24 protein-coding genes, 1 pseudogene and 1 riboswitch are annotated in these 21,945 nt (G+C 72.0%); of the genes and pseudogenes, 7 read left to right on the top strand and 18 right to left on the bottom strand.

The features are described from left to right. Positions 1–185: 185 nt before the first annotated feature. The 5 genes from QOL88_RS05505 to QOL88_RS05485 form a co-directional block, all read right to left on the bottom strand. Positions 186–1,199, bottom strand: coding sequence for a hemolysin family protein (locus QOL88_RS05505; RefSeq protein ID WP_097215351.1), 1,014 nt, complete (start codon positions 1,197–1,199; stop codon positions 186–188). After that, positions 1,196–2,536, bottom strand: coding sequence for a hemolysin family protein (locus QOL88_RS05500; RefSeq protein WP_097215350.1), 1,341 nt, complete (start codon positions 2,534–2,536; stop codon positions 1,196–1,198). The genes QOL88_RS05505 and QOL88_RS05500 overlap by 4 nt, the downstream gene beginning before the upstream one ends. Before the next feature lie 177 nt (positions 2,537–2,713). Beyond that, positions 2,714–3,139 carry a GNAT family N-acetyltransferase gene (locus tag QOL88_RS05495; RefSeq protein ID WP_097215349.1) on the bottom strand — a complete coding sequence of 142 codons (426 nt, stop codon included), beginning with the start codon at positions 3,137–3,139 and terminating at the stop codon, positions 2,714–2,716. A gap of 55 nt (positions 3,140–3,194) precedes the next feature. After that, on the bottom strand, positions 3,195–5,762 hold the full coding sequence (locus QOL88_RS05490) for an ABC transporter permease (RefSeq protein WP_097215348.1): 2,568 nt from the start codon (positions 5,760–5,762) through the stop codon (positions 3,195–3,197). A gap of 4 nt (positions 5,763–5,766) precedes the next feature. Continuing rightward, positions 5,767–6,582: an ABC transporter ATP-binding protein gene (locus tag QOL88_RS05485; RefSeq protein ID WP_097215347.1), complete on the bottom strand. Its 816-nt coding sequence runs from the start codon at positions 6,580–6,582 to the stop codon at positions 5,767–5,769. Positions 6,583–6,717: 135 nt separating this feature from the next. On the opposite strand from QOL88_RS05485, the gene QOL88_RS05480 reads away from it, so the two are divergent. Both QOL88_RS05480 and QOL88_RS05475 read left to right on the top strand, forming a co-directional pair. Next, on the top strand, positions 6,718–6,957 hold the full coding sequence (locus QOL88_RS05480; protein WP_020270799.1) for a hypothetical protein: 240 nt from the start codon (positions 6,718–6,720) through the stop codon (positions 6,955–6,957). 4 nt (positions 6,958–6,961) lie between these two features. Next, on the top strand, positions 6,962–7,336 hold the full coding sequence (locus tag QOL88_RS05475) for a fic family toxin-antitoxin system, toxin component (RefSeq protein WP_097215346.1): 375 nt from the start codon (positions 6,962–6,964) through the stop codon (positions 7,334–7,336). Positions 7,337–7,348: 12 nt separating this feature from the next. Here QOL88_RS05475 and QOL88_RS05470 read toward each other — a convergent pair whose 3' ends face one another. From QOL88_RS05470 to bioB, 6 genes are all read right to left on the bottom strand, one after another. Continuing rightward, positions 7,349–8,023, bottom strand: a complete 675-nt coding sequence (locus QOL88_RS05470; RefSeq protein WP_097215345.1) for a class I SAM-dependent methyltransferase — start codon at positions 8,021–8,023, stop codon at positions 7,349–7,351. A 76-nt stretch (positions 8,024–8,099) separates the two neighbouring features. Further along, entirely contained in the window at positions 8,100–9,038 is a 939-nt protein-coding gene (locus tag QOL88_RS05465) for an endonuclease/exonuclease/phosphatase family protein (RefSeq protein ID WP_097215344.1), read from the bottom strand. A 7-nt stretch (positions 9,039–9,045) separates the two neighbouring features. Beyond that, a complete protein-coding gene (gene bla / locus QOL88_RS05460; protein WP_097215343.1) occupies positions 9,046–9,969 on the bottom strand; it encodes a class A beta-lactamase in 924 nt (307 codons plus the stop codon). Between the two features lie 60 nt (positions 9,970–10,029). After that, on the bottom strand, positions 10,030–10,755 hold the full coding sequence (bioD, locus tag QOL88_RS05455; protein ID WP_097215342.1) for a dethiobiotin synthase: 726 nt from the start codon (positions 10,753–10,755) through the stop codon (positions 10,030–10,032). Position 10,756: 1 nt separating this feature from the next. Further along, complete coding sequence (locus tag QOL88_RS05450) at positions 10,757–12,127, bottom strand: adenosylmethionine--8-amino-7-oxononanoate transaminase (RefSeq protein WP_097215341.1); 1,371 nt, start codon at positions 12,125–12,127, stop codon at positions 10,757–10,759. Continuing rightward, on the bottom strand, positions 12,120–13,295 hold the full coding sequence (bioB, locus tag QOL88_RS05445; protein WP_097215340.1) for a biotin synthase BioB: 1,176 nt from the start codon (positions 13,293–13,295) through the stop codon (positions 12,120–12,122). The genes QOL88_RS05450 and bioB overlap by 8 nt, the downstream gene beginning before the upstream one ends. A 150-nt stretch (positions 13,296–13,445) precedes the next feature. Between bioB and QOL88_RS05440 the strand changes: the two genes are divergently transcribed. After that, on the top strand, positions 13,446–14,573 hold the full coding sequence (locus QOL88_RS05440; protein ID WP_097215339.1) for an 8-amino-7-oxononanoate synthase: 1,128 nt from the start codon (positions 13,446–13,448) through the stop codon (positions 14,571–14,573). 102 nt (positions 14,574–14,675) lie between these two features. Here the strand turns inward: QOL88_RS05440 and QOL88_RS05435 are convergent, their stop codons facing one another. Then, complete coding sequence (locus tag QOL88_RS05435) at positions 14,676–14,906, bottom strand: DUF397 domain-containing protein (RefSeq protein ID WP_097215338.1); 231 nt, start codon at positions 14,904–14,906, stop codon at positions 14,676–14,678. A 9-nt stretch (positions 14,907–14,915) separates the two neighbouring features. After that, complete coding sequence (locus QOL88_RS05430; protein WP_097215337.1) at positions 14,916–15,776, bottom strand: helix-turn-helix domain-containing protein; 861 nt, start codon at positions 15,774–15,776, stop codon at positions 14,916–14,918. A 213-nt stretch (positions 15,777–15,989) separates the two neighbouring features. Between QOL88_RS05430 and QOL88_RS05425 the strand changes: the two genes are divergently transcribed. Then, positions 15,990–16,451 (top strand): ATP-binding protein, encoded by a 462-nt coding sequence (locus QOL88_RS05425; protein ID WP_097215336.1) that lies wholly within the window; start codon positions 15,990–15,992, stop codon positions 16,449–16,451. 133 nt (positions 16,452–16,584) lie between these two features. Here QOL88_RS05425 and QOL88_RS05420 read toward each other — a convergent pair. The 4 genes and pseudogenes from QOL88_RS05420 to QOL88_RS05405 all read right to left on the bottom strand — a co-directional run bounded on the left by QOL88_RS05420 (position 16,585) and on the right by QOL88_RS05405 (position 19,273). Further along, a pseudogene (locus QOL88_RS05420) lies at positions 16,585–17,213 on the bottom strand (DUF6328 family protein). An 82-nt stretch (positions 17,214–17,295) separates the two neighbouring features. Next, positions 17,296–17,769, bottom strand: a complete 474-nt coding sequence (locus QOL88_RS05415) for a C40 family peptidase (RefSeq protein WP_097215335.1) — start codon at positions 17,767–17,769, stop codon at positions 17,296–17,298. Between the two features lie 3 nt (positions 17,770–17,772). After that, a riboswitch (cyclic di-AMP (ydaO/yuaA leader) is annotated at positions 17,773–17,972 on the bottom strand. 349 nt (positions 17,973–18,321) lie between these two features. Next, positions 18,322–18,630: a hypothetical protein gene (locus QOL88_RS05410; protein WP_031108881.1), complete on the bottom strand. Its 309-nt coding sequence runs from the start codon at positions 18,628–18,630 to the stop codon at positions 18,322–18,324. A gap of 7 nt (positions 18,631–18,637) precedes the next feature. After that, positions 18,638–19,273 carry an ATP-dependent Clp protease proteolytic subunit gene (locus tag QOL88_RS05405; RefSeq protein ID WP_097215334.1) on the bottom strand — a complete coding sequence of 212 codons (636 nt, stop codon included), beginning with the start codon at positions 19,271–19,273 and terminating at the stop codon, positions 18,638–18,640. Between the two features lie 88 nt (positions 19,274–19,361). Here QOL88_RS05405 and QOL88_RS05400 point away from each other — a divergent pair, with 88 nt between their 5' ends. Then, positions 19,362–19,658, top strand: a complete 297-nt coding sequence (locus QOL88_RS05400; protein ID WP_097215333.1) for a type II toxin-antitoxin system Phd/YefM family antitoxin — start codon at positions 19,362–19,364, stop codon at positions 19,656–19,658. Positions 19,659–19,750: 92 nt separating this feature from the next. Here QOL88_RS05400 and QOL88_RS05395 read toward each other — a convergent pair whose 3' ends face one another. After that, positions 19,751–20,743: an ABC transporter permease gene (locus QOL88_RS05395; protein ID WP_097215332.1), complete on the bottom strand. Its 993-nt coding sequence runs from the start codon at positions 20,741–20,743 to the stop codon at positions 19,751–19,753. Between the two features lie 136 nt (positions 20,744–20,879). Here QOL88_RS05395 and QOL88_RS05390 point away from each other — a divergent pair, with 136 nt between their 5' ends. Further along, on the top strand, positions 20,880–21,521 hold the full coding sequence (locus QOL88_RS05390; RefSeq protein ID WP_097215331.1) for a TetR/AcrR family transcriptional regulator: 642 nt from the start codon (positions 20,880–20,882) through the stop codon (positions 21,519–21,521). 113 nt (positions 21,522–21,634) lie between these two features. Continuing rightward, on the top strand, positions 21,635–21,937 hold the full coding sequence (locus QOL88_RS05385; protein WP_010988499.1) for an urease subunit gamma: 303 nt from the start codon (positions 21,635–21,637) through the stop codon (positions 21,935–21,937). The last annotated feature ends 8 nt before the right edge of the window (positions 21,938–21,945 follow it).

Raw genomic sequence — 21,945 nt, 5'->3', positions numbered from 1 at the left:
TGGTATCCCGTGCACATACCCAGCAGTCGGTCGGTCCGGGGATCCGCCTGCCGGGGGCGGACTGCCTCGGGCTCAGGCAGGGCCTCGGCGCCCGCCGCTCGGTGGGTGCCGCAGGGCGCCCTCGGTGAATTGCAGGCTCCCGCCCGAGGACCCCGCACGGCGCCCTCGCCATCCCGTCCCGCGTCTCACGCCCGCTGGCCGAACAGCTCCCGCAGCACGTCCTCCATGGTCACCAGCCCTGCCATCCGCCCGTCCGCCCCGATGACGGCCGCGAGGTGCGTGCGGCTGCCCCGCATGGCCGTGAGGACGTCGTCCAGCGGTGTGTGCTCCCGCACGCGTGCGATGGGGCGCATGTCCCGCAGCCGGAACGGCGTGTCCCGCCCGACGGCGTCCAGGGCGTCCTTCACGTGCAGATAGCCCACGATCCGCCGCCCCTCGTCCACCACCGGGAAACGCGAGAACCCGGACTCCGCCGACAGCCGCTCCAGCTCCTCCGGCGTGATGCCGACGCTCGCGTACACCACGTCCTCCAGCGGCATCACCACGTCCCGCACCGGACGGCGGCCCAGCTCCAACGCGTCCCGCAGCCGCTCCTGGGCCCGGTCGTCGATCAGGCCGGCCTCGCTGGAGTCCTTCACGATCTGCGCTATCTCCGCGTCCGAGTAGGAGGCGGAGACCTCATCCCGGGCGTCGACCCGCAGCAGCTTCAGCAGGGCGTTCGCGAACGCGTTCACCGTGAAGATCACCGGGCGCAGCGCCCGGGACAGCGCCACCAGGGGCGGCCCGAGCGCCAGCGCGCTGCGCACCGGCTCGGCGAGCGCGATGTTCTTCGGCACCATCTCGCCGAGCAGCATGTGCAGATAGGTCGCGAGGGACAGCGCGATCACGAAGGACACCGCGTGCCCCGCGCCCTCGGGCACGCCCACCGCGTGGAACACCGGCTCCAGCAGATGCGCGATGGCCGGCTCGGCCACCACGCCCAGCACCAGCGTGCACAGCGTGATGCCGAGCTGTGCGGCGGCCATCAGCGCGGACACGTGCTCCAAGCCCCACAGCACACTCTTCGCGCGCCGGTCACCCCGGTCGGCGTAGGGCTCGATCTGGCTGCGGCGCACCGAGATCAGCGCGAACTCGGCGCCGACGAAGAAGGCGTTGACGACGAGCGTCGCCAGTCCGATCAGCAGCTGCACGGCGGTCACAGCTCCACCCCCTTCTCGTCGGGCTCGTGGTCGTCGAGGGGGGCGCGCAGCCGGACGCGGGCGGCCCTGCGTCCCGTCGCGTCCAGGACCTCCAGGTGCCAGCCGGCGACCTCCAGCGTGTCCCCGGCGGCCGGTATCCGGCCGAGCACGGTGGCCACCAGTCCGGCGAGCGTCTCGTAGGGCCCCTCCGGCGCGCGCAGCCCGACGCGTTCCAGGTGGTCCACGCGGGCGGAGCCGTCGGCCGAGTACAGCGCGTGCCCGGACTCGTCCGTGCCGGCCGCGGCCAGGTCGGGCGTCTCGTGCGGGTCGTGCTCGTCACGGACCTCGCCGACGACCTCCTCGACGATGTCCTCCAGCGTGGCCACGCCCGCCGTGCCGCCGTACTCGTCGATCACGACGGCCATCGTCCGCTTGCCGGAGAGCCGGTCCAGGAGCCGGTCGACGGTGAGCGACTCCGGGACCAGCAGCGGTTCGCGCATCAGCTCGGAGACGTAGATCCGCGTGCGACGCTCGGCCGGCACCGCCAGCACGTCCTTGACGTGGGCCGTTCCGACGACCGAGTCGAGGGTCCCGCGGTAGACGGGGAACCGGGACAGGCCGGTCGCCCGGGTCGCGTTCGCGACGTCCTCCAGGGTCGCCTGCACCTCCAGCGCGACGACCTGCACCCGGGGCGTCATCACGTTCTCCGCGGTCAGGTCGGCGAGGTTCAGGGTCCGCACGAACAGCTCGGCGGTGTCGGCCTCCAGGACGCCCTCCTTCGCGGAGTGCCGGGCGAGGGCCGCCAGCTCCTGGGGCCCGCGCGCCGAGGCGAGCTCCTCCGCGGGCTCGACGCCGATCCGCCGCACGACCCGGTTCGCCGTGTTGTTGAGGTGCCGGATGAAGGGCCGGAACGCCGCACTGAACCATCGCTGCGCGTTGCCCACGGTCTTGGCGACGGCCAGCGGCGAGGAGATCGCCCAGTTCTTCGGCACCAGCTCACCGACGACCATCAGGAACACCGTCGACGCGGCCGTACCGAGCACCAGCGCGACGCTGTGCGACGCCGAGCGCGAGACACCGAGGTCCTCCAGCGGCCCGGCGATCAGGGCGGCGATCGACGGCTCGGCGAGCATGCCGACCACCAGGTTCGTGACGGTGATGCCGAGCTGCGCGCCGGAGAGCTGGAACGTCAGATTCCGTACGGCCTTCAGCGCGCCCTGCGCACCCCGCTCGCCGCGCTCCACGGCCTGCTCCAGCTCGGCGCGCTCGACCGTGGTGAGGGAGAACTCGGCCGCCACGAAGGCGCCGCAGGCGAGCGAGAGCAGGATCGCCGCCAGGAGGAGGAGCACTTCGGTCATCGGTTCACCCCCGTTCCATGGTTCTCCAGGACGGGGCGGAACGCGCGGTGTCGCGCACGGGGAGGCTCGCCCATGGGCGGACGCTCACAACCTTTCATGCAGGACCGAGTGGCCATTCGAGAGTAAAGGATGAGCAAAGTCCGCTCTCCGGGTGCGCTCACACCGTCGTGACCGCACCTACTCGGTGAGGGGCTTCACCCAACGTCGCCACTGCTCCTCTGCCCCGTATCCGGCGGCACCCCACGCCCGGTGCGCGATCTCGTTGCGCGTGAGCACCATCGCGTCCGCGCGGCGCCCGCCGAGCCGTACGAACCGCTCCTCCGCCGCGGCGAGCAGCGCGGACGCGATGCCCTGGCGGCGGTGGCCCGGGTGCACGGCCAGCCGGTACAGATGGCAGCGCCAGCCGTCGAACCCGGCGATCACCGTGCCCACCGGTTCGCCGCCGCTTTCGGCGAGGATCAACGCCTCGGGATCACGGGCGACGAGCCGCTCCACACCACCGCGGTCGTCGCTGATGCTCGTGCCCTCGGCGGCCACCTTCCAGAAGGCCAGCACGGCATCGATGTCCTCGGGCGTCGCGGCCCGGATGCGCAAGTCGTTCATCCCAAGATCACATCATCCGCGCCGAGCCCCGTCAGACCGTTTCACCATGCGGACGTCACTCGTGCGCGATGGCCGCCAGTACGTTCATGCGGGAGGCACGCAGCGCGGGCAGCAGCGCCGCCACGACCCCGACCACCGCCGAGCCGACCACCACCAGCACGATCGTGACCCAGGGGATCGCCAGCGCCGTCATGCCCTGGAGCGCCAGTACTTGCTGCATGCACACCCCCCACACCAGCCCCAGCACCAGCCCGAGGACCGCGCCGAACACCGCGATCACCACCGACTCCAGCCGGATCATCCGCCGCAGCTGACGCCGGGCCAGCCCGATCGCCCGCAACAGCCCGATCTCCCGGGTGCGTTCGACCACCGACAGCGCGAGGGTGTTGACCACGCCGAGCACCGCGATGATGATCGCCAGCCCGAGCAGCGCGTACACGAGGTACAGCAGGACCGCGATCTGGTCGTGGACCAGCCGCTTGTAGTCGGCCAGGTCCCGCACCTGCACCTGCGGGTACGGTTCCAGCGTCTCCTCCAGGTTCGCGCGCAGGTCGTCGTCACCCGTGCCGGCGGCGGCGTTGACGTAGAGCGCGGAATCCTGCCCGCCCGGCGCGTACCGCTCCAGGGTGCCCAGCCCGAAGAACAGCCCGCCCTGGGTGCCGAATCCCTCGGCGGAGTCCTGGTCGGTGAGCGCCCCGACGGTCAGCTCGGCCGAGCGCCCGCCCGGGAACTCCACCGGGAGGGTGCTGCCCACCCGCACGCCGTGGTCGCGCGCGAAGTCCCGGTCCATGGCGAGCCGCCCGGGCGCGAGCGCGGACGCGGAGTCCCCTGGCGCGTAGGTGATGTTGGCGACGTCGTCGAGCCGCGGCCCGTAGCCCGCGGCGGTGGTCTCCACACGATCGCCGTCCGGGAGCCGCACCGCGACCGGGGTGAACCGCCCGCGCACGACCAGGCCCACCCCGTCGGTGCCGCGCACCTTGCCGGTGACCTCCCCCGGGAACGGCTGGAAGTTGGCGTTCTGGATCACGAAGTCGGCGCCCAGCGTCTTGTCGATCTGCCGGTCGAACGACGCCGTCATCGACTCGCTCGCCACCGACATCCCGCCCACCAGGGCGATCCCCACCATCAGGGCCGCGGCCGTGGCTCCGGTACGGCGGGGATTGCGCAGGGCGTTGCGCTGGCTCATCCGTCCGATCGACCCGAACAACGCGGGGAAGGCCGCGCCCAGTACCCGGATCACCGGACGCACCAGCAGCGGTCCGGCGATCACGGTCGCGATCAGGGTGAGCACCACGCCGAGGCCCAGCAGGGACGCCGCCGACGAGGTCTGCCGCGACACCGCGCAGCCCGCGAACGCCGCCGCCCCGACCGCCCCGACGATCCCGCCCGCCACCGCGCGCATCCGCAGCGGCCGGCCCACCCCGGCGACCTCGGCGTCCGAGAGCGCGGCCATCGGCGAGACGCCCGCGGCCCGCCGCGCCGGGAGGTACGCGGCGACGAACGTGACGCCGAGCCCGACGACGTACGCCGCCACCGGGGTCACCCAGCCGATCTCCATCTCGTCGGCGTCGATGTTCATGCCGAGCAGGCCCATCAGAGCGATCAGCCCGGCCGCGAGCCCGATGCCAGCGGCCAGTCCCAGCGTGGAGCCGACCAGGCCGAGCAGCAGGGCCTCGGTGAGCACCGAGCCGCGGACCTGGCGCCGGTCGGCACCGAGGGCGCGCAGCAGACCGAGCTCCCGGGTGCGCTGGGCGATGAGCATGGAGAAGGTGTTGACGATCAGGAACACGCCGACCAGCACGGCGATCCCGGCGAAGCCGAGCATCACGTACTTGATGACGTCGAGGAACCCGCCCAGTTGCTCGACGTCCGACTCGGCCTGTTCGCCGGCCGTCCTGAAGTCGTAGGTGTGTGCGCCGAGCGCGGCGGCCACGCGCTGCTTGAGCCGATCGTCGCCGATGCCCGCCGCCGCGTCGACCGAGATGGCGGTCGCCGTCCCCGGCCGGCCCAGCAGCTTCGTCTGAGCCGTGGGCGTGTCGAAGTAGAGCAGCGCGGAACCGGGGTTCGTCGTCGTGAACGTGACGATGCCGACGACCCGCACCTTGAACGACCCGGGGGGCGCGATGACGGTGAGGGGGTCGCCGATGCGCACGTTCCTGCGGTCGGCGGTCTCGGCGTCGAGCAGCGCCTGGGCGGGTCCGCGCGGGGCGTGGCCCGAGGCCAGCTCGACCGGGCTGCGCTCACTCGGGTTCCAGGCGTGGCCGAGCGTCGGGGCCCCGGTGGTCGGGCCCACCGGCCGGTTGTCCTCGTCGACGACCGTCAGGCCGTTCACCTTCACGTCCGCGCGGGCCGCCGCGACCCCGTCGACCTGCCGGACCCGTTCGGCGAGCGCGGCCGGCAGGGTGGCCGTCCGGCCGGAGGGCACCGCCTCGTCGAGGTCCTCCTTCGGGCTGACCGTGACATCGGCCGCGGTGGAGGCGAACAGCCGGTCGAACGTGCGGCTGACGGTGTCCGAGAAGATCAGGCTCCCCGTGACGAACGCGACGGACAGCAGGACGGCGAGCGCGGAGAGCAGCAGCCGTCCCTTGTGTGCCAGGAAGCTCCGCAGGGTCGCCTTGAGCACGGGCTCAGTTCTCCTCGGATGACGCGGGGGCGTCCTCGTACCGGGTGCGGATCACGTCGAACCGCTTCATCCGCTCCAGGACCGCCTCCGCCGTGGGGCGTGGCATCTCGTCGACGATCCGGCCGTCCCCGAGGAAGAGCACCAGGTCCGAGTGGGCGGCGGCGCCCGGGTCGTGGGTGACCATGACGACGGTCTGCCCCAGCTGGTCGACCGCCTCGCGCAGGAAGCCGAGCACCTCCAGGCCGGCCCGCGAGTCGAGGTTGCCGGTCGGCTCGTCCGCGAAGATCAGCTCGGGCCGGGAGGCCAGCGCCCGCGCGCAGGCCACGCGCTGCTGCTGCCCGCCGGACAGCTGTGACGGCCGGTGCCGGAGCCGGTCCCTCAGGCCCAGGGTGTCGATCACCTGGTCCAGCCACTTCTCGTCCGGTTTCCTGCCCGCGATGTCCATCGGCAGGGTGATGTTCTCCAGCGCGTTCAGGGTCGGGATGAGGTTGAACGACTGGAACATGAACCCGATCCGGTCCCGGCGCAGCCGTGTCAGCTCACGCTCCCTCAGCCCCGTGATCTCCGTGTCGCCGAGCCACACCTGACCGGCCGAGACGGTGTCGAGCCCCGCCAGACAGTGCATCAGGGTGGACTTCCCGGAACCCGACGGTCCCATCACGGCGGTGAACCGGCCCCGGACGACGTCCACGTCCACCGAGTCGAGTGCGAGCACGGCCGTCTCGCCGGAGCCGTACGCCTTGGTGAGACCGCGGGCGCGGGCCGCGATCCCGTCGGCCGGCGCGAGGCCGGGAGCGTGCTCCGCAGCAGGTGTGGACAAGGCCGCCTCCTCTGGGTGGACGTCAGGACCTCCTGGCCCTGCCCGAGCGTAATGTGACCCGGCCCACACTCGGTATCCTCCGCGGGTCGGACACGGCCCTTGCCGGTGCTAGCACCTGAGCGCTAGCTTCGAGGTATGGCGAAGACCCAGCTGAACGTGCGCGTCGACGAGGGCACCGCCCGCGCCGCCCGGGAACGCGCCCTGGCCCGCGGCATGAGCGTCAACCGCTACATCGAGGAACTGGTCAGGCAGGACACCGGCGAGGTCGGCCACACCTTCGTGGAAGCCGCCGCCGACTTCATGAAGCAGTACGAGTCCGTCTTCGCCGAGGAGTTCGGCGCAGACCGTGAGGGCACGCGCGAAGGTCGCCACTGAACCGTTGAACAACCTCGACATCGACCTCGCCTGGCTGCTGATGCTCGCCGAGCACCACACCCCCGGAGACCCCCAGGTCACCGACTGGGGAGCCCTCGTCGCCGCCGTCGCCCGCCACCGGGCCGCCATATTCGACGTCCCCGTCTACGACAGCCCGCACGCCCGAGCCGCCGCCCTGCTCCAGCTCCTGCCCCACGTGCCCGCGCTGGAGCGCTCCAACGCCCTGTTCGCCTCCGCCGTGGCCTACGCCTACCTCGTCGCCAGCGGTGTCAAGGTCATCACCTCGCCCGAGCAGGTCCGCGACCTCGCCCGGCTGGTCAAGAACGGTGCGGCGTCCGTACGGGACATCGAGCAGGAGCTGCGCCAGTGGAGCCTGTGACCACCGGCCGGACTACCCGCTGACCGGACGCCACGCCGTGCCCAGCACGCAGTACGAGCTGGGCAGCCGCGGCCCCTCCTCGGGCATCAGGACCTGCCGGTAGGGGCCGAGTTCGAACTCGGCGTCCCGCAGCGCCCGCACCGGCTCCCGTGCCACGTGGCAGCCCCCGCTCAGCACCGGCCACACCGTCCGGTCCAGGGCGTGCTGAGCGAAGGTCATCGCCCGGCCACCGCCCCGGCCGTGCTCGAAGAACCGCACCTCGCCGCCCGGCCGCAGCACCCGCCGCAGCTCCCCGAGCGCCCGGGGCACGTCCCGCACACTGCACAGCACCAGCGACACCACGGCCGCGTCGAAGCCCTCGCTCTTGACCGGCAGCGCCTCGGCCGCACCCGGCACCACGTCCACCGGCACCTCGGCGCGCAGCGCGGCCTCCACGGCCAGGTGCCGCAACCGCCGCTCCGGTTCGATCGCCACGACCTCCGCGACGGCACGCGGGTAGTGCGCGAAGTTCAGCCCGTTGCCCGCGCCGATCTCGATCACCCGCCCGGACAGCCCGTCGAGCAGTCTCCCGCGGATCCGGCCCATGCCCATCCGGGTCTCGGCGGCGACACTGACCCGGGCGTAGCAGCGGGCGAACAGCGGATGGTGCACGGCGTCCCGTGGCACCTTGCCGGAGCGGAGCGGCATGGGGACCTCCCGGACGATGCCGGCCTTGCGCCTCAGGACGATTGTCCCCCGGACGGGCCCGTCGCACCCCTGCCTGCTACCGAAGGAGTACCCGGCCCAGCACGGGAAGGTGGTCGCTCCCGGTCTCCTCCCGTGCCGACACCTCCGGCACCTCGACCCCTCGCCCCAGCACCTGGTCGATCCTCGCCACCGGCAGGCCGGCCGGCCAGCTGAACGCGAACCCCGAGGCAGGGGCGCCGAGTCGGGAGGTGAGCGGCCCGAGCCCGCGGTCCCGCACGGTGCCGTTGAGGTCGCCCACCACCAGGAGCCGGCCGGCCGGGTCGTCGGCGATCCGCCTCGCGAGCAGGGCCGCGCTCTCGTCACGGGCCGCCGAGGCGAGGCCCGTCACACCCAGGCGCACGGACGGCAGATGGACCACGTACACCGCCGGCTCGCCGCCGGGCGCGGACACCGTGGCCCGCAGACCGCGCCGCCGGCTCTCGGGGAAGCCCGTCGGCCGGATGTCCACGGGCCGCACGTCCGACAGCGGGTACGCGGACCAGAGCCCGACCGTGCCGTGGACCGCCCGGTGCGGATGGGACCCGCCCAGGACGTCCTGGTACGCGGGCCGCGCCGCGGGCGTCAGTTCCTCGACGGCGATCAGTCCGGCGCGGGTGGCGAGCAGGGCCCGCGCGGTGCCGGCGGGGTCGGCGTTGTCGTCGGCCACGTTGTGCTGGACGACGGTCAGGTCGGACGCGGCCGGGGGCGAGGAGAACCACATCCCGCCGAACATCCAGAGCCACACCGCCACGGGGGCGAGGCAGGCGAGCAGCCCCGCCCACGACCGCCCGAGCAGGGCGAGGCAGCCGAGCCCGGGCACCGCCGCCCCCAGCCACGGCAGGAACGTCTCCAGCAGGCTCCCCAGCCGCCCGACCCCGTTGGGCACGACGGAGTGCAGGGCGAGCAGACCGGCGACACCGAGGGCGCCGCCGACGAGCCAGGCGTCCCGTGGCCGCAGCCCGCCCGTGCCGACCACGCGCCCCCTACGCCAGTTCCGCCGCCAGCAGGGCGGCAGCGCCGGCCACCAGCGGATTGTCGGCCGGGGCATCCTCCTCCGGCTGGGTGGTCAGGACGGACATCACGATCGGCGGGCCGTCCGGCGGCCAGGTGATCCCGACGTCGTTGTTGCCGCCGTAGCGTCCGCCGCCGGTCTTGTCGGCGATCAGCCAGTCGGCGGGCAGGGCCTTGCGGAACTTCTCGGTGCTGGTGGTGTTGCGCAGCAGCCAGTCCGTGAGCCGCGCCCGGTCCCGGGGCTCCAGCGCGGTGCCGAGCACGAGCCGGGCGTACGTCAGGCCTATGGCGCGCGGGGTCGTCGTGTCGGTCACGCGCCATGGCTCCGCGGAGTTGAGCTCGGGCTCCCAGCGGTCGAGCCGGGTGACCCGGTCACCGACCGAGCGGGCGAAGCGCGTGACGGCGGTCGGCCCGCCCAGCTCCTTCAGGAGCAGATTGCCCGCGGTGTTGTCGCTGAAGCGGATGGTGGCGTCGCACAGTTCGCCGACGGTCATGCCGGTCGCGACGTGGTCCTTGGTGATGGGCGAGTAGCCCGACTTGGTGACGTACTCCTGGGTGTAGTGCACGCGCCGCGCCAGGAACTCGCCGTCGCGGTCGAGGTCGCGCAGGACGGCCGCGGCGGCGAGCGTCTTGAACACCGAGGCCATCGGGAAGCGTTCGCCGGCCCGGTACACCACCGTCCGGCCGGTGCGCAGGTTCCGGCCGTACACGCCCAGCCGGGCGGTGTGCTCCCGCTCCAGGTCCCGCAGCCGAGCGGTGACGCCGCCGGTGCCGGACAAGGCGTGGGCCGTGCCGCCGCCCAGCGAGAGAGCGGCGGCCGTGCCCAGCACGAGGGCCGTACGGCGGGACGGGCGTGATCCGTTCGAGTACAAGGTGGTCCCTTCGGAGGTGATCACGTACGTACTTCAACACGCAATCACACCCGTACCGGTTTCACCGCGAGCCCGCCCCAGCCCTCAGAACGCCTCGGGCGCCTCCCGGATCCGGAACGCCTCCGCGTCCCACGAGCCGTCCAGCCGGGGCGCCAGCCAATGTGGCGCGTTCGCCCGGAAGGCGGCGGGGGAGAGGGTGCCCGAGCCGGCCGGAACCGAGCCCAGCAGGGGGGCTTCGGCCACGTCCGGCAGATCCGCGAGATTGCAGCGTGCGGCGAGATCGGGGGCCGTGGGCCAGCTGCCGATCACGATCCCGGCCAGGTCCAGCCCCCGGGCCCGCAGTTCACGCGCCGTCAGCTCCGTCGTGTTCAGGGTGCCGAGCCCCGCCGGGGTCACGACCAGCACCGGCGCCGACAGCAGCCGGGCCGCGTCCGCCAGGGTGCCGCCGGCCGCGTCGAACCGGACGAGCAGTCCACCGGCCCCTTCGACCAGCACCAGGTCGTACTCGGTGGCCAGCTTGGCGGCGGCCTCCGCGACCTCGTGCGGATGGACCGGGGTCCGCCCGGCCCGGCGCGCTGCCGTGGCCGGCGCCAACGGCTCGGGAAAGCGGGCGAGTTCGGCCGTCGTCACCGGGCCCGCGAGGCGCGCCACCTCGGCGGCGTCCCCGGGCTCGTGCGGCCCGACGCCCGTCTGCGCGGCCTTCAGCACGGCGACGGAGCGGCCGGCGGCGACCGCCGTCGCTGCCACGGCAGCGGTCACGACCGTCTTACCGACCTCCGTGCCCGTGCCCGTGATCACCAGTACCGGCATGTCATCCCTCCCGCGCGGCCGCGCACACGGCCCGAGCGATCCGGGCCAGGTCCTCCTCGCCCGTCACGTACGGCGGCATGGTGTAGATCAGATCGCGGAACGGCCGCAGCCACACGCCCTCGCGCACGGCCGCCGCCGTCGCCGCCTCCATGTCCACGGCGTGGTCCAGCTGCACCACGCCGATGGCGCCGAGCACCCGCACGTCCGTCACGCCCGGCAGGTCCGAGGCCGCCGAGAGCCCGTCCCGCAGTCCCGCCTCGATCCGCTTCACCTCGGCGAGCCAGTCCTGACCGAGCAGCAGCTCGATCGAGGCGCAGGCCACCGCCGCCGCCAGCGGATTGCCCATGAATGTCGGGCCGTGCGCGAGCACCGGTACCTCGCCCCGCGAGATGCCGTCCGCCACCCGCGCGGTGCACAGGGTCGCCGCCATCGTCATGTAGCCGCCGGTCAGCGCCTTGCCCAGGCACATCACGTCCGGCGTCACGGCAGCGTGCTCCGCCGCGAACATCGCACCCGTACGGCCGAACCCGGTCGCGATCTCGTCGAACACCAGCAGTACGTCGTGAGCGTCGCACGCCTCGCGCAGCACCCGCAGATACGCGGGGGAGTGGAACCGCATCCCGCCCGCGCCCTGCACCACCGGTTCGACGATGACCGCGGCCAGCTCATCGGCGTGCCGCTCGATCAGCGACCGCAGCTGCTCGGCGTACGCCTCGTCGTAGTCCGCCGGGGGCGGGCCGGCGAACACCTGACGCTGCAGGACCCCGGTCCACAGGTCGTGCATCCCGCCCTTCGGGTCGCACACCGACATGGGCTGCCAGGTGTCGCCGTGGTAGCCCCCGCGCCAGGTCAGCAGCCGCCGCTTGCCGGGCCGGCCCAGCGAACGCCAGTACTGCAGGCACATCTTGACCGCGACCTCGACCGACACCGAACCGGAGTCGGCGAGGAAGACATGCTCCAGGCCCTCGGGCGACATGTCGACAAGGAGCTTCGCCAGGCGTACGGCGGGCTCATGGGTGAGCCCGCCGAACATCACATGGCTCATCCGCTCCAACTGGCCGCGCGCGGCCTCGTTGAGCACCGGATGGTTGTAACCGTGGATCGCCGACCACCAGGACGACATCCCGTCGACCAGCTCCCGCGGACCGTCCGGCCCGCCAGGACCGTCGGCGACTCCCGAACCGCCCGGCACTCCCGCGCCGCCCGGCACTCCCGAGCCGCCCGGCGCTCCGGAGCCGTCGGCGAGCCGCAGCCGTACCCCGCTCGCCGACTCAACGACGAGCGGTTGTTGCCGTCCGGGCATCGGGCCGTACGGATGCCACACGTGCCGCCGGTCGAGCTCCAGCAGCTCGGGCACCGTCAGCTCAGGCATTGGGCGCGAGGTCCGTTCCGGCGCCCCGGCGGCGCACGGCGACCAGATCGGTACGGGCATCGGCGGCCGTACGGGGCTCGGAGGCCTCCGGCGCGGCGTCCGAGCCGCAGGCTCCGCCACCCCCGGAACCGCAGACGCCGCCACCGTCGTGGCAGCCACCGGCGGCCCGGTGCTCCGGCAGCGTCACCTGGTCGGTGCCCTCCACCTCGAAACCCGCGTCCGCGATCATCTCCAGGTCGGCCTTGCCGGCCTGGCCCTCACTGGTGAGGTAGTCGCCGAGGAAGATCGAGTTGGCCAGGTGCAGCGCGAGCGGCTGCATCGTGCGCAGATGCACCTCGCGCCCGCCCGCGATCCGCACCTCGACGTCCGGGCAGACGAACCGCGTCATCGCCAGGATCCTGAGACACCGCTGCGGGGTCAGGTTCCACTCCTTGCCGAGCGGGGTGCCCTCGAACGGGATCAGGAAGTTGACCGGAACCGAGTCCGGGTCCAGCTCACGCAGGGAGAAGACGACGTCCACCAGGTCCTCGTCCGTCTCGCCCATGCCGGCGATCAGCCCGGAGCAGGCGGACAGACCGGCCGCGTGCGCCTTCTGTACGGTGTCGACCCGGTCCTCGTAGGTGTGCGTGGTGGTGATCTCCCCGTACGTCGCCTCGGACGTGTTGAGGTTGTGGTTGTAGGCGTCCGCGCCGGCCTCGCGCAGCCGCTCGGCCTGGCCGTCGGAGAGCAGCCCCAGGCAGGCGCAGACCTCGACGCCCTCGTTGTTGTCTTTGATCGTCTTGATCGTCTCGGAGACCCGGTCCACGTCCCGGTCGGTCGGGCCGCGCCCGCTCGCCACGAGGCACACCCGCTTGGCCCCTCCGGCCACACCGGCCGCCGCCGCGTCGGACGCCTGGTCGGGCTTCAGCCAGGTGTACTTCAGGATCCCGGCCGTCGAGCCGAGCCGCTGCGAACAGTACGAGCAGTCCTCGGGGCACAGACCGGACTTGAGGTTGACGAGATAGTTCAGCTTCACCCGTCGGCCGAACCAGTGCCGACGTACCTTTCCGGCCGCGGCCACCACATCGAGCAGGTCGTCGTCGGACGTCGCGAGGACGGCCAGAGCCTCGTCACGGGTCGGCAGCTCGCGCCGAAGCCCCTTGTCCACCAGCGTGTTCAGCAGGTCCATGGAAGCCGATCCTGTCCTAAGGAGGTGCCCGGGGCAAAGGAGAGTTCGCACAACAGAGTCGCTTCGAGGTGTGGGTATTGCCACACACTGACCTGCTGGTCGTCCCGCTAGTGTCTGTGCACTGCCTACAAATTCCCCGGAGGACCACCCATGGCGTTCGGCTGGATCGACGAGCAGGCGGAGCTGCGCGCCCGCGCCGGACTCGTACGGACTCTGCGCCCCCGTCCGGCCGATTCGCCGCTTCTGGACCTGGCGAGCAACGACTACCTCGGCCTGGCCCGCCACCCCGAGGTCACCGAGGGCGCGGCCCGGGCGGCGCGGACCTGGGGCGGTGGCGCGACCGGCTCCCGGCTCGTCACCGGCACGACCGAACTGCACGCCGAACTCGAACGGGAACTGGCCGATTTCTGCGGTTTCGAGGCGGCTCTCGTCTTCTCCTCCGGTTACGCGGCCAACCTCGCGGCGGTCACCGCGCTGGCCCCGCACGGCTCCCTGATCGTCTCCGACGCGGGCAACCACGCCTCGCTCATCGACGGCTGCCGACTCGCCCGCGGTACCACCCAGGTCGTGGCGCACGCCGAGCCGGACGCCGCGCGCAAGGCGCTGGCCACCCACGAGGGCACGGCCATCGCCGTGTCCGACACGGTCTTCTCGGTCGACGGCGACGCGGCCCCCCTCACCGCCCTGGCCGAGGCCTGCCGGGAGCACGGCGCGGGGCTGGTCGTCGACGACGCCCACGGGCTGGGCGTTCTCGGCGACGGCGGCCGCGGCGCCCCGCAGGCGGTGGGGCTCGCGGGCGCGGACGACGTCGTCGCGACGGTCACGCTGTCCAAGTCGCTCGGCAGCCAGGGTGGAGCCGTCCTCGGTCCGGCCAGGGTCGTCGAGCACCTGGTCAACGCCGCCCGGACGTTCATCTTCGACACGGGGCTCGCCCCGGCGGCGGCCGGTGCGGCCCTCGCGGCCCTGCGGCTGCTGCGCCGCGAGCCGGAGCGGGCTGAGCGGGCCCGTGCGGTGGCGGGCGAACTGCACGCACGCCTGACCGCCGCGGGTCTGGAAGCGGTGCGTCCGGACGCCGCGGTGGTCTCGGTGCGGGCGCCCTCTCCCGAGGACGCCGTGCGCTGGGCGGCGCAGTGCCGCGCGGCGGGCCTGGCTGTGGGGTGCTTCCGGCCTCCTTCCGTGCCGGACGGCATCTCACGGCTCAGGCTGACCGCACGCGCGGACCTGACCGCTCAGCAGATCGAACGCGCTGTACGGCTGATCGGCGAGGCGCGGCCATGAGTCGGCGTGACACGGCCGTGCGTCGCACGATGACGGACTGAGAACGATGACCGACTGAGAATGATGACGGACTGAGAACGATGACGAACTGATCAGAAACGGTCAGATGCGGTCGACCGCGGCCGTGAACCCCGCCCAGCTCCTCGGGGAGAAGAGCAGCGCGGGTCCCGCCGGGTCCTTGGAGTCGCGCACGGCGAGCAGTCCGGCCCAGGGCGGGGCATCCGGACGCGCGGTCTCGACGCAGTTGTTCGCGCCGGTGCTGTAGCTGCTGCGCAGCCACCGCACACCGTGCAGTTCGATGCTTGAGGGGACGTGACGAGGCAGTGCACGCATGGTGCCTCCTTACGCGCCGGCGGCTGTCCCGGCGATGTAATCCAACGAGTCCTCGGGCGAAAGGGCGTGGATCTGAAGGGTGTTGAAGGCCTCCGTGTAGGCCTGGAGGTCTTCTTTCCGTTCGAGGTAGAGGCTACTCGTCAAGTGGTCGAGAACAACCACATCCAGATCAGAAGTGCTCGAAAATGAGAAGATTACGAAAGGGCCGGTGACGCCGATGTGCGCCCCGGCGGCGAACGGCAGGACCTGGAGGCGCACTTGAGGCAGCCGGGCAGCCTCGACCAGTCGTTCCAGCTGGCGGGCCATGACCCCGGGTCCGCCCACCTCGCGCCGCAGCACCGCCTCGTCCAGGACGGCACTGAGGTTCAGTGGGGGATCCGCGCGCAGCACGTCCTGCCGGGCCAGCCGCACCTCGACCAGCGTGTCGAGCCGGTCCTCCGGGAGTCCCTCCACCGCGGCCTTCGTCACCGCCCGCGCGTACTCGGGCGTCTGGAGCAGGCCCGGGACGACGCTGGTCTCCAGCGTGCGCATCGTGCCGGCCTGCGACTCCAGGCTGATGAAGTCCCGGTAGGTCGGCGGCAGTACCCCGCGGTAGGCGTGCCACCAGTGGTGCCGGCCGCCGCTGTCGTCGGCCCCCGCCAACGCCATGAGCAGTTCGCGAAGTTGGGAGTCCGCCACACCGTAGGCGTCGAGAAGTAACCGCACATCGGCCGGTTTCACCCCGCTCGTGCCCGTCTCGATCCGGCTGACCTTGGACTGGTGCCAGCCCACCAGCCGGGCCGCCTCACCGCTCGTGAGCCCCGCGGAGGTGCGCAGCGCACGCAGTTCGGCGCCCAGTTTCCGGCGGCGCACCGCGGGACCGTGCTGCATGGGCTCCTCCTTACTCCTTCCGAGCCACCCAAATACGGTCTCGCGTCGCAGAGTTCACCGCTTTGAGCGACAGATATATGCATATCTTGGTGGATCGCCGTCCTTCAGGGGTGTTCTGGTGGCAGTCTGGCGACGAAGCACCAGTCCGGGACCGTACTCGAACCATCCGCTCCGTGTCGGGCTGTGGTCCCGTGGGAAAGGGACGAGGTCGCCATGGCAGACCATCTGGAAGCATCCGTCACTCTGCCGAGCGATCCCGCCTCGGTCTCCGCAGCGCGTGCCTACGTGGTGGGCACGCTGGCGGAGTGGGGGCTGCCGGCGGACACGGAAGGGTCCGACACCGTCCGGCTCATCATCTCGGAACTCGCCACCAACGCCGTCCAGCACACCTTCGGTCAGTCGCCCACGTTCACCGTGGACATCGCACTGGACCGTGACGAGCGCCTGCGCATCGGTGTCACGGACAGTCATCCGCGCTTCCCCAGACGTCTGCCGGCCGCCGTCCAGCAGGACAACGGCCGAGGCCTGGTCATCATTCGCTGGCTGACCGCGGAATGCGGCGGCAGGCTCCGCATCCGCCCCACTCGCGAGGGCGGCAAGACCATCTCGATCGAACTTCCCTGGGTCGTCCCGGTCCAGCCGGTGACGACCGCGGTGCAGCAGGAGCCCTGCTGACCCACAGCAGGACCCGAAACGCATGTCCTGCGGGTGCCCTCAGCGCACCCCGGCCCGCGCGACCCGCATCCGGGCCACCCCCGCGGCCATGACGCCCGCTCCGCGCCTCGCGCCCCGCCGGAGCCCGCGGCCGTCACCGGTGCCGTGCCGACGCCTCCCGGTGCGCAGCCGCCCCTCGGAGCCCTGACGGCTGACCGACGGTGTGCCGCAACGGTGCGGGGATCCCGCCGTCGCCCCCGGCCGTTTCCGTCTGGGTGGTCTCCCCGGCGCCGTCCGCCTCCGCACGCGGCCCCGCCCGCCGCACCAGCCGCGGGAGCAGCCCCCACAGGCCGACACAGACCAGGAAGGTCGCGGCGCCCGCGGCGACACCGCCGGTCCGGCCCGTGGTCACGTCGACCACGAGCAGCACGGAACCGCTGAACGCGAACACCAGCACACTCAGGCCGGTGGTGGCCAGGCGCGAGGAGACCTGCACGATGCGGGGCTTGGCGCCCTGCTGGAAGAGGGAGCGGTGCAGCGCGGCCGGAGCGGTGAAGAGAGCGGCGGCAAGGACCGCAAGCAGCAGCGTGACGAAGTAGTGACGCGCTGGACCGTGTCGAGGTCCTCGAAGCGCGAGGTGAAGGCCAGTGACAGCAGGAAGGCGAAGAGGATCTGCACGCCCGTCTGGGTGACGCGGAGTTCCTGGAGCAGCTCGACGAAGTTGCGGTCGGCGCGTTGCAGCGGCGTCTCGTTGCGCGCGGTGCAGGGGCGGTGCTCGGCCATGGGGTCACGGGTATCCACATGAGCCCGTGTCACGCTCCGGCGTGCGGCGGCGCGTCAAGGACGCCGCCGCACGCCGGGCGGATCACTTCACGCGTCCGTACCAGACACTCTTGGTCCAGATCTTCTGCAGTCGCACCACGTCCCCGCTCTTCGGGGAGTGCCAGAGCTTGTTCTTACCCGCGTAGATACCGACGTGGTACACGTTGCTGCCCGAGTGGAAGAACACCAGGTCGCCCGCCTTGCGGTTCGTGGCGGAGATGTGGTGCGTCTTGTTGTACTGCTGGGCAGCCGTGCGGGGGAGCTTCTTGCCGGCCTTCTTGAACGAGTAGAGCGTGAGCCCGGAGCAGTCGAACCGGTGCGGACCGGTGGCCCCGTACCTGTAGGGCGAACCCTTCTTGGAGGCCGCTATCTGGAGTGCCTTGGTCGCCGGTGTGGCCGCCGCCGCCTCGGAGGCGAAGCCGGGCGCCACGATGGAGCCGCCCACCGCGGCGATGGTGAGCGCCGAGGCCGTGCCGGCCCGGGCCATGAGCGACGGGACACGATTGAGCGCAGTCATGCGCAACCCTTCGTCAGCCGCCTGTGAAGGATGACCTGTCGGATTCGGGCTGACAAAGTTGCCCGGCCGCTGACGCGGCTTCACCCCAAGGGCTGCTCGAGTCCGGTCATGGCGTGACCGTCCCGGCGACCCGTCGTGCTTGGGTCCTCCACTCCTGCCGATCCACTCCTGTCGACCGGTCATCCGGGCGGCGGCAGGACTCGGCGTCCGCCCGGATCGCCCCGCCACAGCGGCGGGGGCTTGTCGTCAGACAGGGATCTTGGCGCATGCCTGTCCGCATTTCCCAACTGAACCGGGGATTTGTGTTGTTACTCACCACTCACCCGTTCGGGTGGACATGCGTGCGTTCGAGCCACTGTCCACGGGGTCGCTGAGCTCCGGACCAGGGCTGGAATGCCCCATTCCGTCCGTCGGCCACGCACGAGGCGCAACCGGAACGGTCCCGAAATCCGTTTCCCGCCTACTCCGAACAGGGGTACGTCTTTTGGTCCGTTTCAACTCAGCTCCGGACGCCTCGTCGGCGGCGCATGCGCCCGGGCCGACGGTTCCGCGTCAACTGACGGACTCCGGGGGCAGGGTGAGCCGGGCCGTGCGCCGCTCGCCGTCCAGCACCCGCAGGGCCCGGGCCAGGGTGCCGGCGTGCAGTTCCGTCTCGCCCCGCCGGTGCATCAGGGCCAGCGCGTCACGCAGCGCCGTCGCCTTGCCGACCAGGGCCTGGGCGGCGCGCAGTCCGCGGTAGGTGTCGCCGTCCTGGGCCGGATTGATGCGGCCGAGCAGGTCGACGACCTCGAGGTAACGGTCGATCAGTTCCGCTTCGGCGCGCGTCAGGGCGGGCAGGGGCGGCAGTTCGGGCGGGAGCACCGGAGCCTCACCGACCGGTCGGCGGGGCCAGGGTGGCCTTGCGGCTGGGGATGATCCCGTCGATCAGGCCGTACTCCACCGCCTCCTGCGCGGTGAGGATCTTGTCCCGCTCGATGTCCGCCCTCACCTGCTCCGGGGCGCGGCCCGTGTGCAGGGCGAGCATCTCCTCCATCCGGCTCCGGATGCGCGTCAACTCGTCGGCCTGGATCGCCAGATCACTGGCCTGCCCCCGGACCGGCTCGGGCAGCGCGGGCTGATGGATCACCAGGCGGGCGTCGGGCAGCGCGAATCGCTTGCCTCGCGTGCCCGCCGCCAGCAGCACCGAGGCCGCCGCACCGGCCTGGCCCAGGCAGATCGTCTCCACGTCGCAGGAGAGGTACCGCATCGTGTCGTAGAGGGCCGTCATCGCGTGGAAGGTGCCGCCGGGGGAGTTGATGTAGAGCGAGATGTCGCGCTCCGGGGCCTGGTGCTCCAGGTACATGAACTGGGCCATCACGTCGTTCGCCGAGGTCTCGTCCACCGGTGCCCCGAGGAAGACGATCCGCTCCTCCAGAAGCTTCGAGTACGGATCCATCGTCCGTTGCCCGGCCCCCGTGCGTTCGGTGAACTCGGGCAGCACGTAGCGGGCGGACGGTCGGGTCATGACGAACCCCTCCTCGCGGCAGAGCCGTCTCCGGCGACGGCTCGTCTGTAAAAAATGTACAGGACGTACGTCGCGTTAGGATGGGGACATGGCCTACGAGATTCCGGTGACGCAAGCCAGGGCTGAGCTCGCCGATCTGATCAACCGCGTGGTGTACGCCGGCGAACGCGTCGTCGTCACCCGGCACGGCAAGCCTCTCGTCGCCCTCGTCTCGGCCGATGACCTGCGGCGCCTCGAAGAGACCCAGGAGCTCGCCGAGGTCGCAGAGGTCGCGGAGGAGCAGGTGGTCAGCGCGGTCTCCACGGTCCGCGAGGTCGCGTCCGCTCCTGGCGAACCCCAGCGCTTCGGCATCGCGGCGGAGCACCGCAGGGCCGGCCCGGCCTAGGGCGGGACAGACGGAAAGACCGTGCGCTCCCGTCCGCTACGGCGGGGACGCACGGTCGCTTTCCTCGGTCGCCCCGGGGGCGCGGGCGGGGGTCAGCCGACGGCCGAGAGCTCCTGCCGCTCGGCCGCGGGCGCACTGCCCGCCTTCCGGGCCCGCAGCGAGCTGCCGAGCAGTACGGCGCCCAGGCCGAGGGCCGCCCACCAGGCCAGGGTCAGGGCCGGCCCGGTCGCCGCCGCGCCGTCGAAGTACGACACCGAGCGCAGCAGCGTCGTCCCCGCGCCCGGCGGGAGCCACTGGCCGATCGCACCGGCCGGCTCGGGCAGCATCTGCGGGGCCGAGGTGGCGCCGGAGAAGGGGTTGCCGATCAGCATCACCATGGCGGCTCCGACGCCCACGCCGGCGGTGCCGATCAGGGCGGCGAGTCCGGCGACGGCACCGCCGACGGCCAGCGTGGACAGGCCGAGCACCGACGCCTCCGTCCACCACGCGCCGCTGAGCGCGCCGAGCCAGCTGTGTGCGATCCCGGCCGCGATCACACCCACCAGGGCGGACGCGCCGAGCAGCGCGATCACGGCCCGGGAGCCGCGCAGCCCCAGCAGGGTGACGACCGCGCCCGCCGCGATGCCGGCCAGGGCGAGTGGCAGTGCGGCGGCGTTCAGCACCGCGCCGCGCGGATCACCGGCCGGGGTGGACACGACGTCGACCGTCTTGACCTCTGTGCCCTGGGCGGAGGCCTGTTGGGCCATGGCCTGCTGGAGGAACTGGGCGACGACCGGACCGGCCGCGGAGGCGGTGAGCAGTTCGGGCCCCTGGGGTGTGACCACGACCGCGCCGTACACGCTCCGGTCCTCGATGGCCCCCCGGGCGGCGGCCTCGTCGGCGTAGCGGTGGATCTCGAAGGCGCCCTCGTGCCGCTCCAGTCGCTGCTCGACCTGGGCCGCCGCGGCGGGCGGTCCGGCCACGCCCAGGGGCAGGTCGCGGGGCGCGATACGGGAGGCCGGCCAGGCGAAGGCCCACAGGGCGAGGGCGGCCAGGACGGGCACGAGGACGACGACCGCGATCACATGGCGGTTGCGGGAAGGCATGAGGGTCTCCTGAAGCGAGCGGGACCGGGAGGGAGCGGGATCGAGTAAAAAGAAGGATCGTTCGTTTTGCTGTGTTCTCACCGTGCGCCCGTCGCGGCGTCTTGTCAAGAATGAATATTCGTTTTACGTTGGGATCATGGCTCGCGTGTCCCAGGAACATCTCGACGCCCGCCGCCGCCAGATCCTCGACGGCGCCGCGCTCTGCTTCGCCCGCAACGGCTTCCACGCCACGTCCATGCAGGACGTGCTGAAGGAGGTCGACCTCTCGGCGGGGGCGGTGTACCGCTACTTCAGCGGCAAGGAGGAGCTGATCGGCGCGATCGTCGCCGAGACGCTCGGTTCCGTCCGCGAGGCCTTCGAGGAGGCGGCGCGGCAGAGTCCGCCTCCGCCCCCGGACGAACTCGTCACCTCGGTCCTCGGCAGGACGCTCGCCGCCCGCGAGTCCCTGGTCGTCGACGGCCGGCCCGCCTTTCCGCGGCTCGTCATCCAGGTGTGGACGGAGACGCTGCGCAACGAGGAGCTTGCGGCTCTCCTGGGGGAGGGTTACGGCTCGGTCCGCGCGGCCTGGGGGAAGGTCGTCGAGGGCTATCAGGAGGCCGGCATGATGCGGGCGGACGTGGCGCCGGACCACGTGGCCCGCACGATGATCGCCTCCGTGCTCGGTTTCATCGCACAGCAGTCCCTCTTCGGTCCCGCCCCGGTCGAGGTGCTCCGGGACGGTCTGCGGGCCCTGATGAGCATGCGTGGCGAGGTCCCCGGCGGATCACAGCTCGGTTAACGTGCCCGAAACGCGGTCCAATTAGCCTGCCGATCCACGCCACCTGGCACTTTGCCCCGTGGCCGCGGCAACCGGGCCCCGCACGGCCCGGAGTGACGACTGTGAGGTGGGACGTGCAACTGACCCCGCACGAGCAAGAACGGCTGCTGATCCACGTGGCGGCCGACGTGGCCGAGAAGCGCCGGGCCCGCGGGCTGAAGCTCAACCACCCCGAGGCGGTCGCGCTCATCACCTCGCACATCCTCGAGGGCGCCCGGGACGGCCGTACCGTCGCCGAACTCATGTCCTCCGGACGCAAGCTCCTGACCAGGGACGACGTCATGGAGGGCATCCCGGAGATGATCCACGACGTCCAGGTCGAAGCCACCTTCCCGGACGGCACCAAGCTCGTCACCGTCCACGACCCGATCGTCTGACGGGGAGC

Origin of the sequence: Streptomyces sp. Ag82_O1-12 (assembly GCF_900182715.1) — a bacterium.
GTDB classification, from domain to species: Bacteria; Actinomycetota; Actinomycetes; order Streptomycetales; family Streptomycetaceae; genus Streptomyces; species Streptomyces massasporeus.
This window is presented reverse-complemented; position numbering and strand designations above follow the sequence as displayed.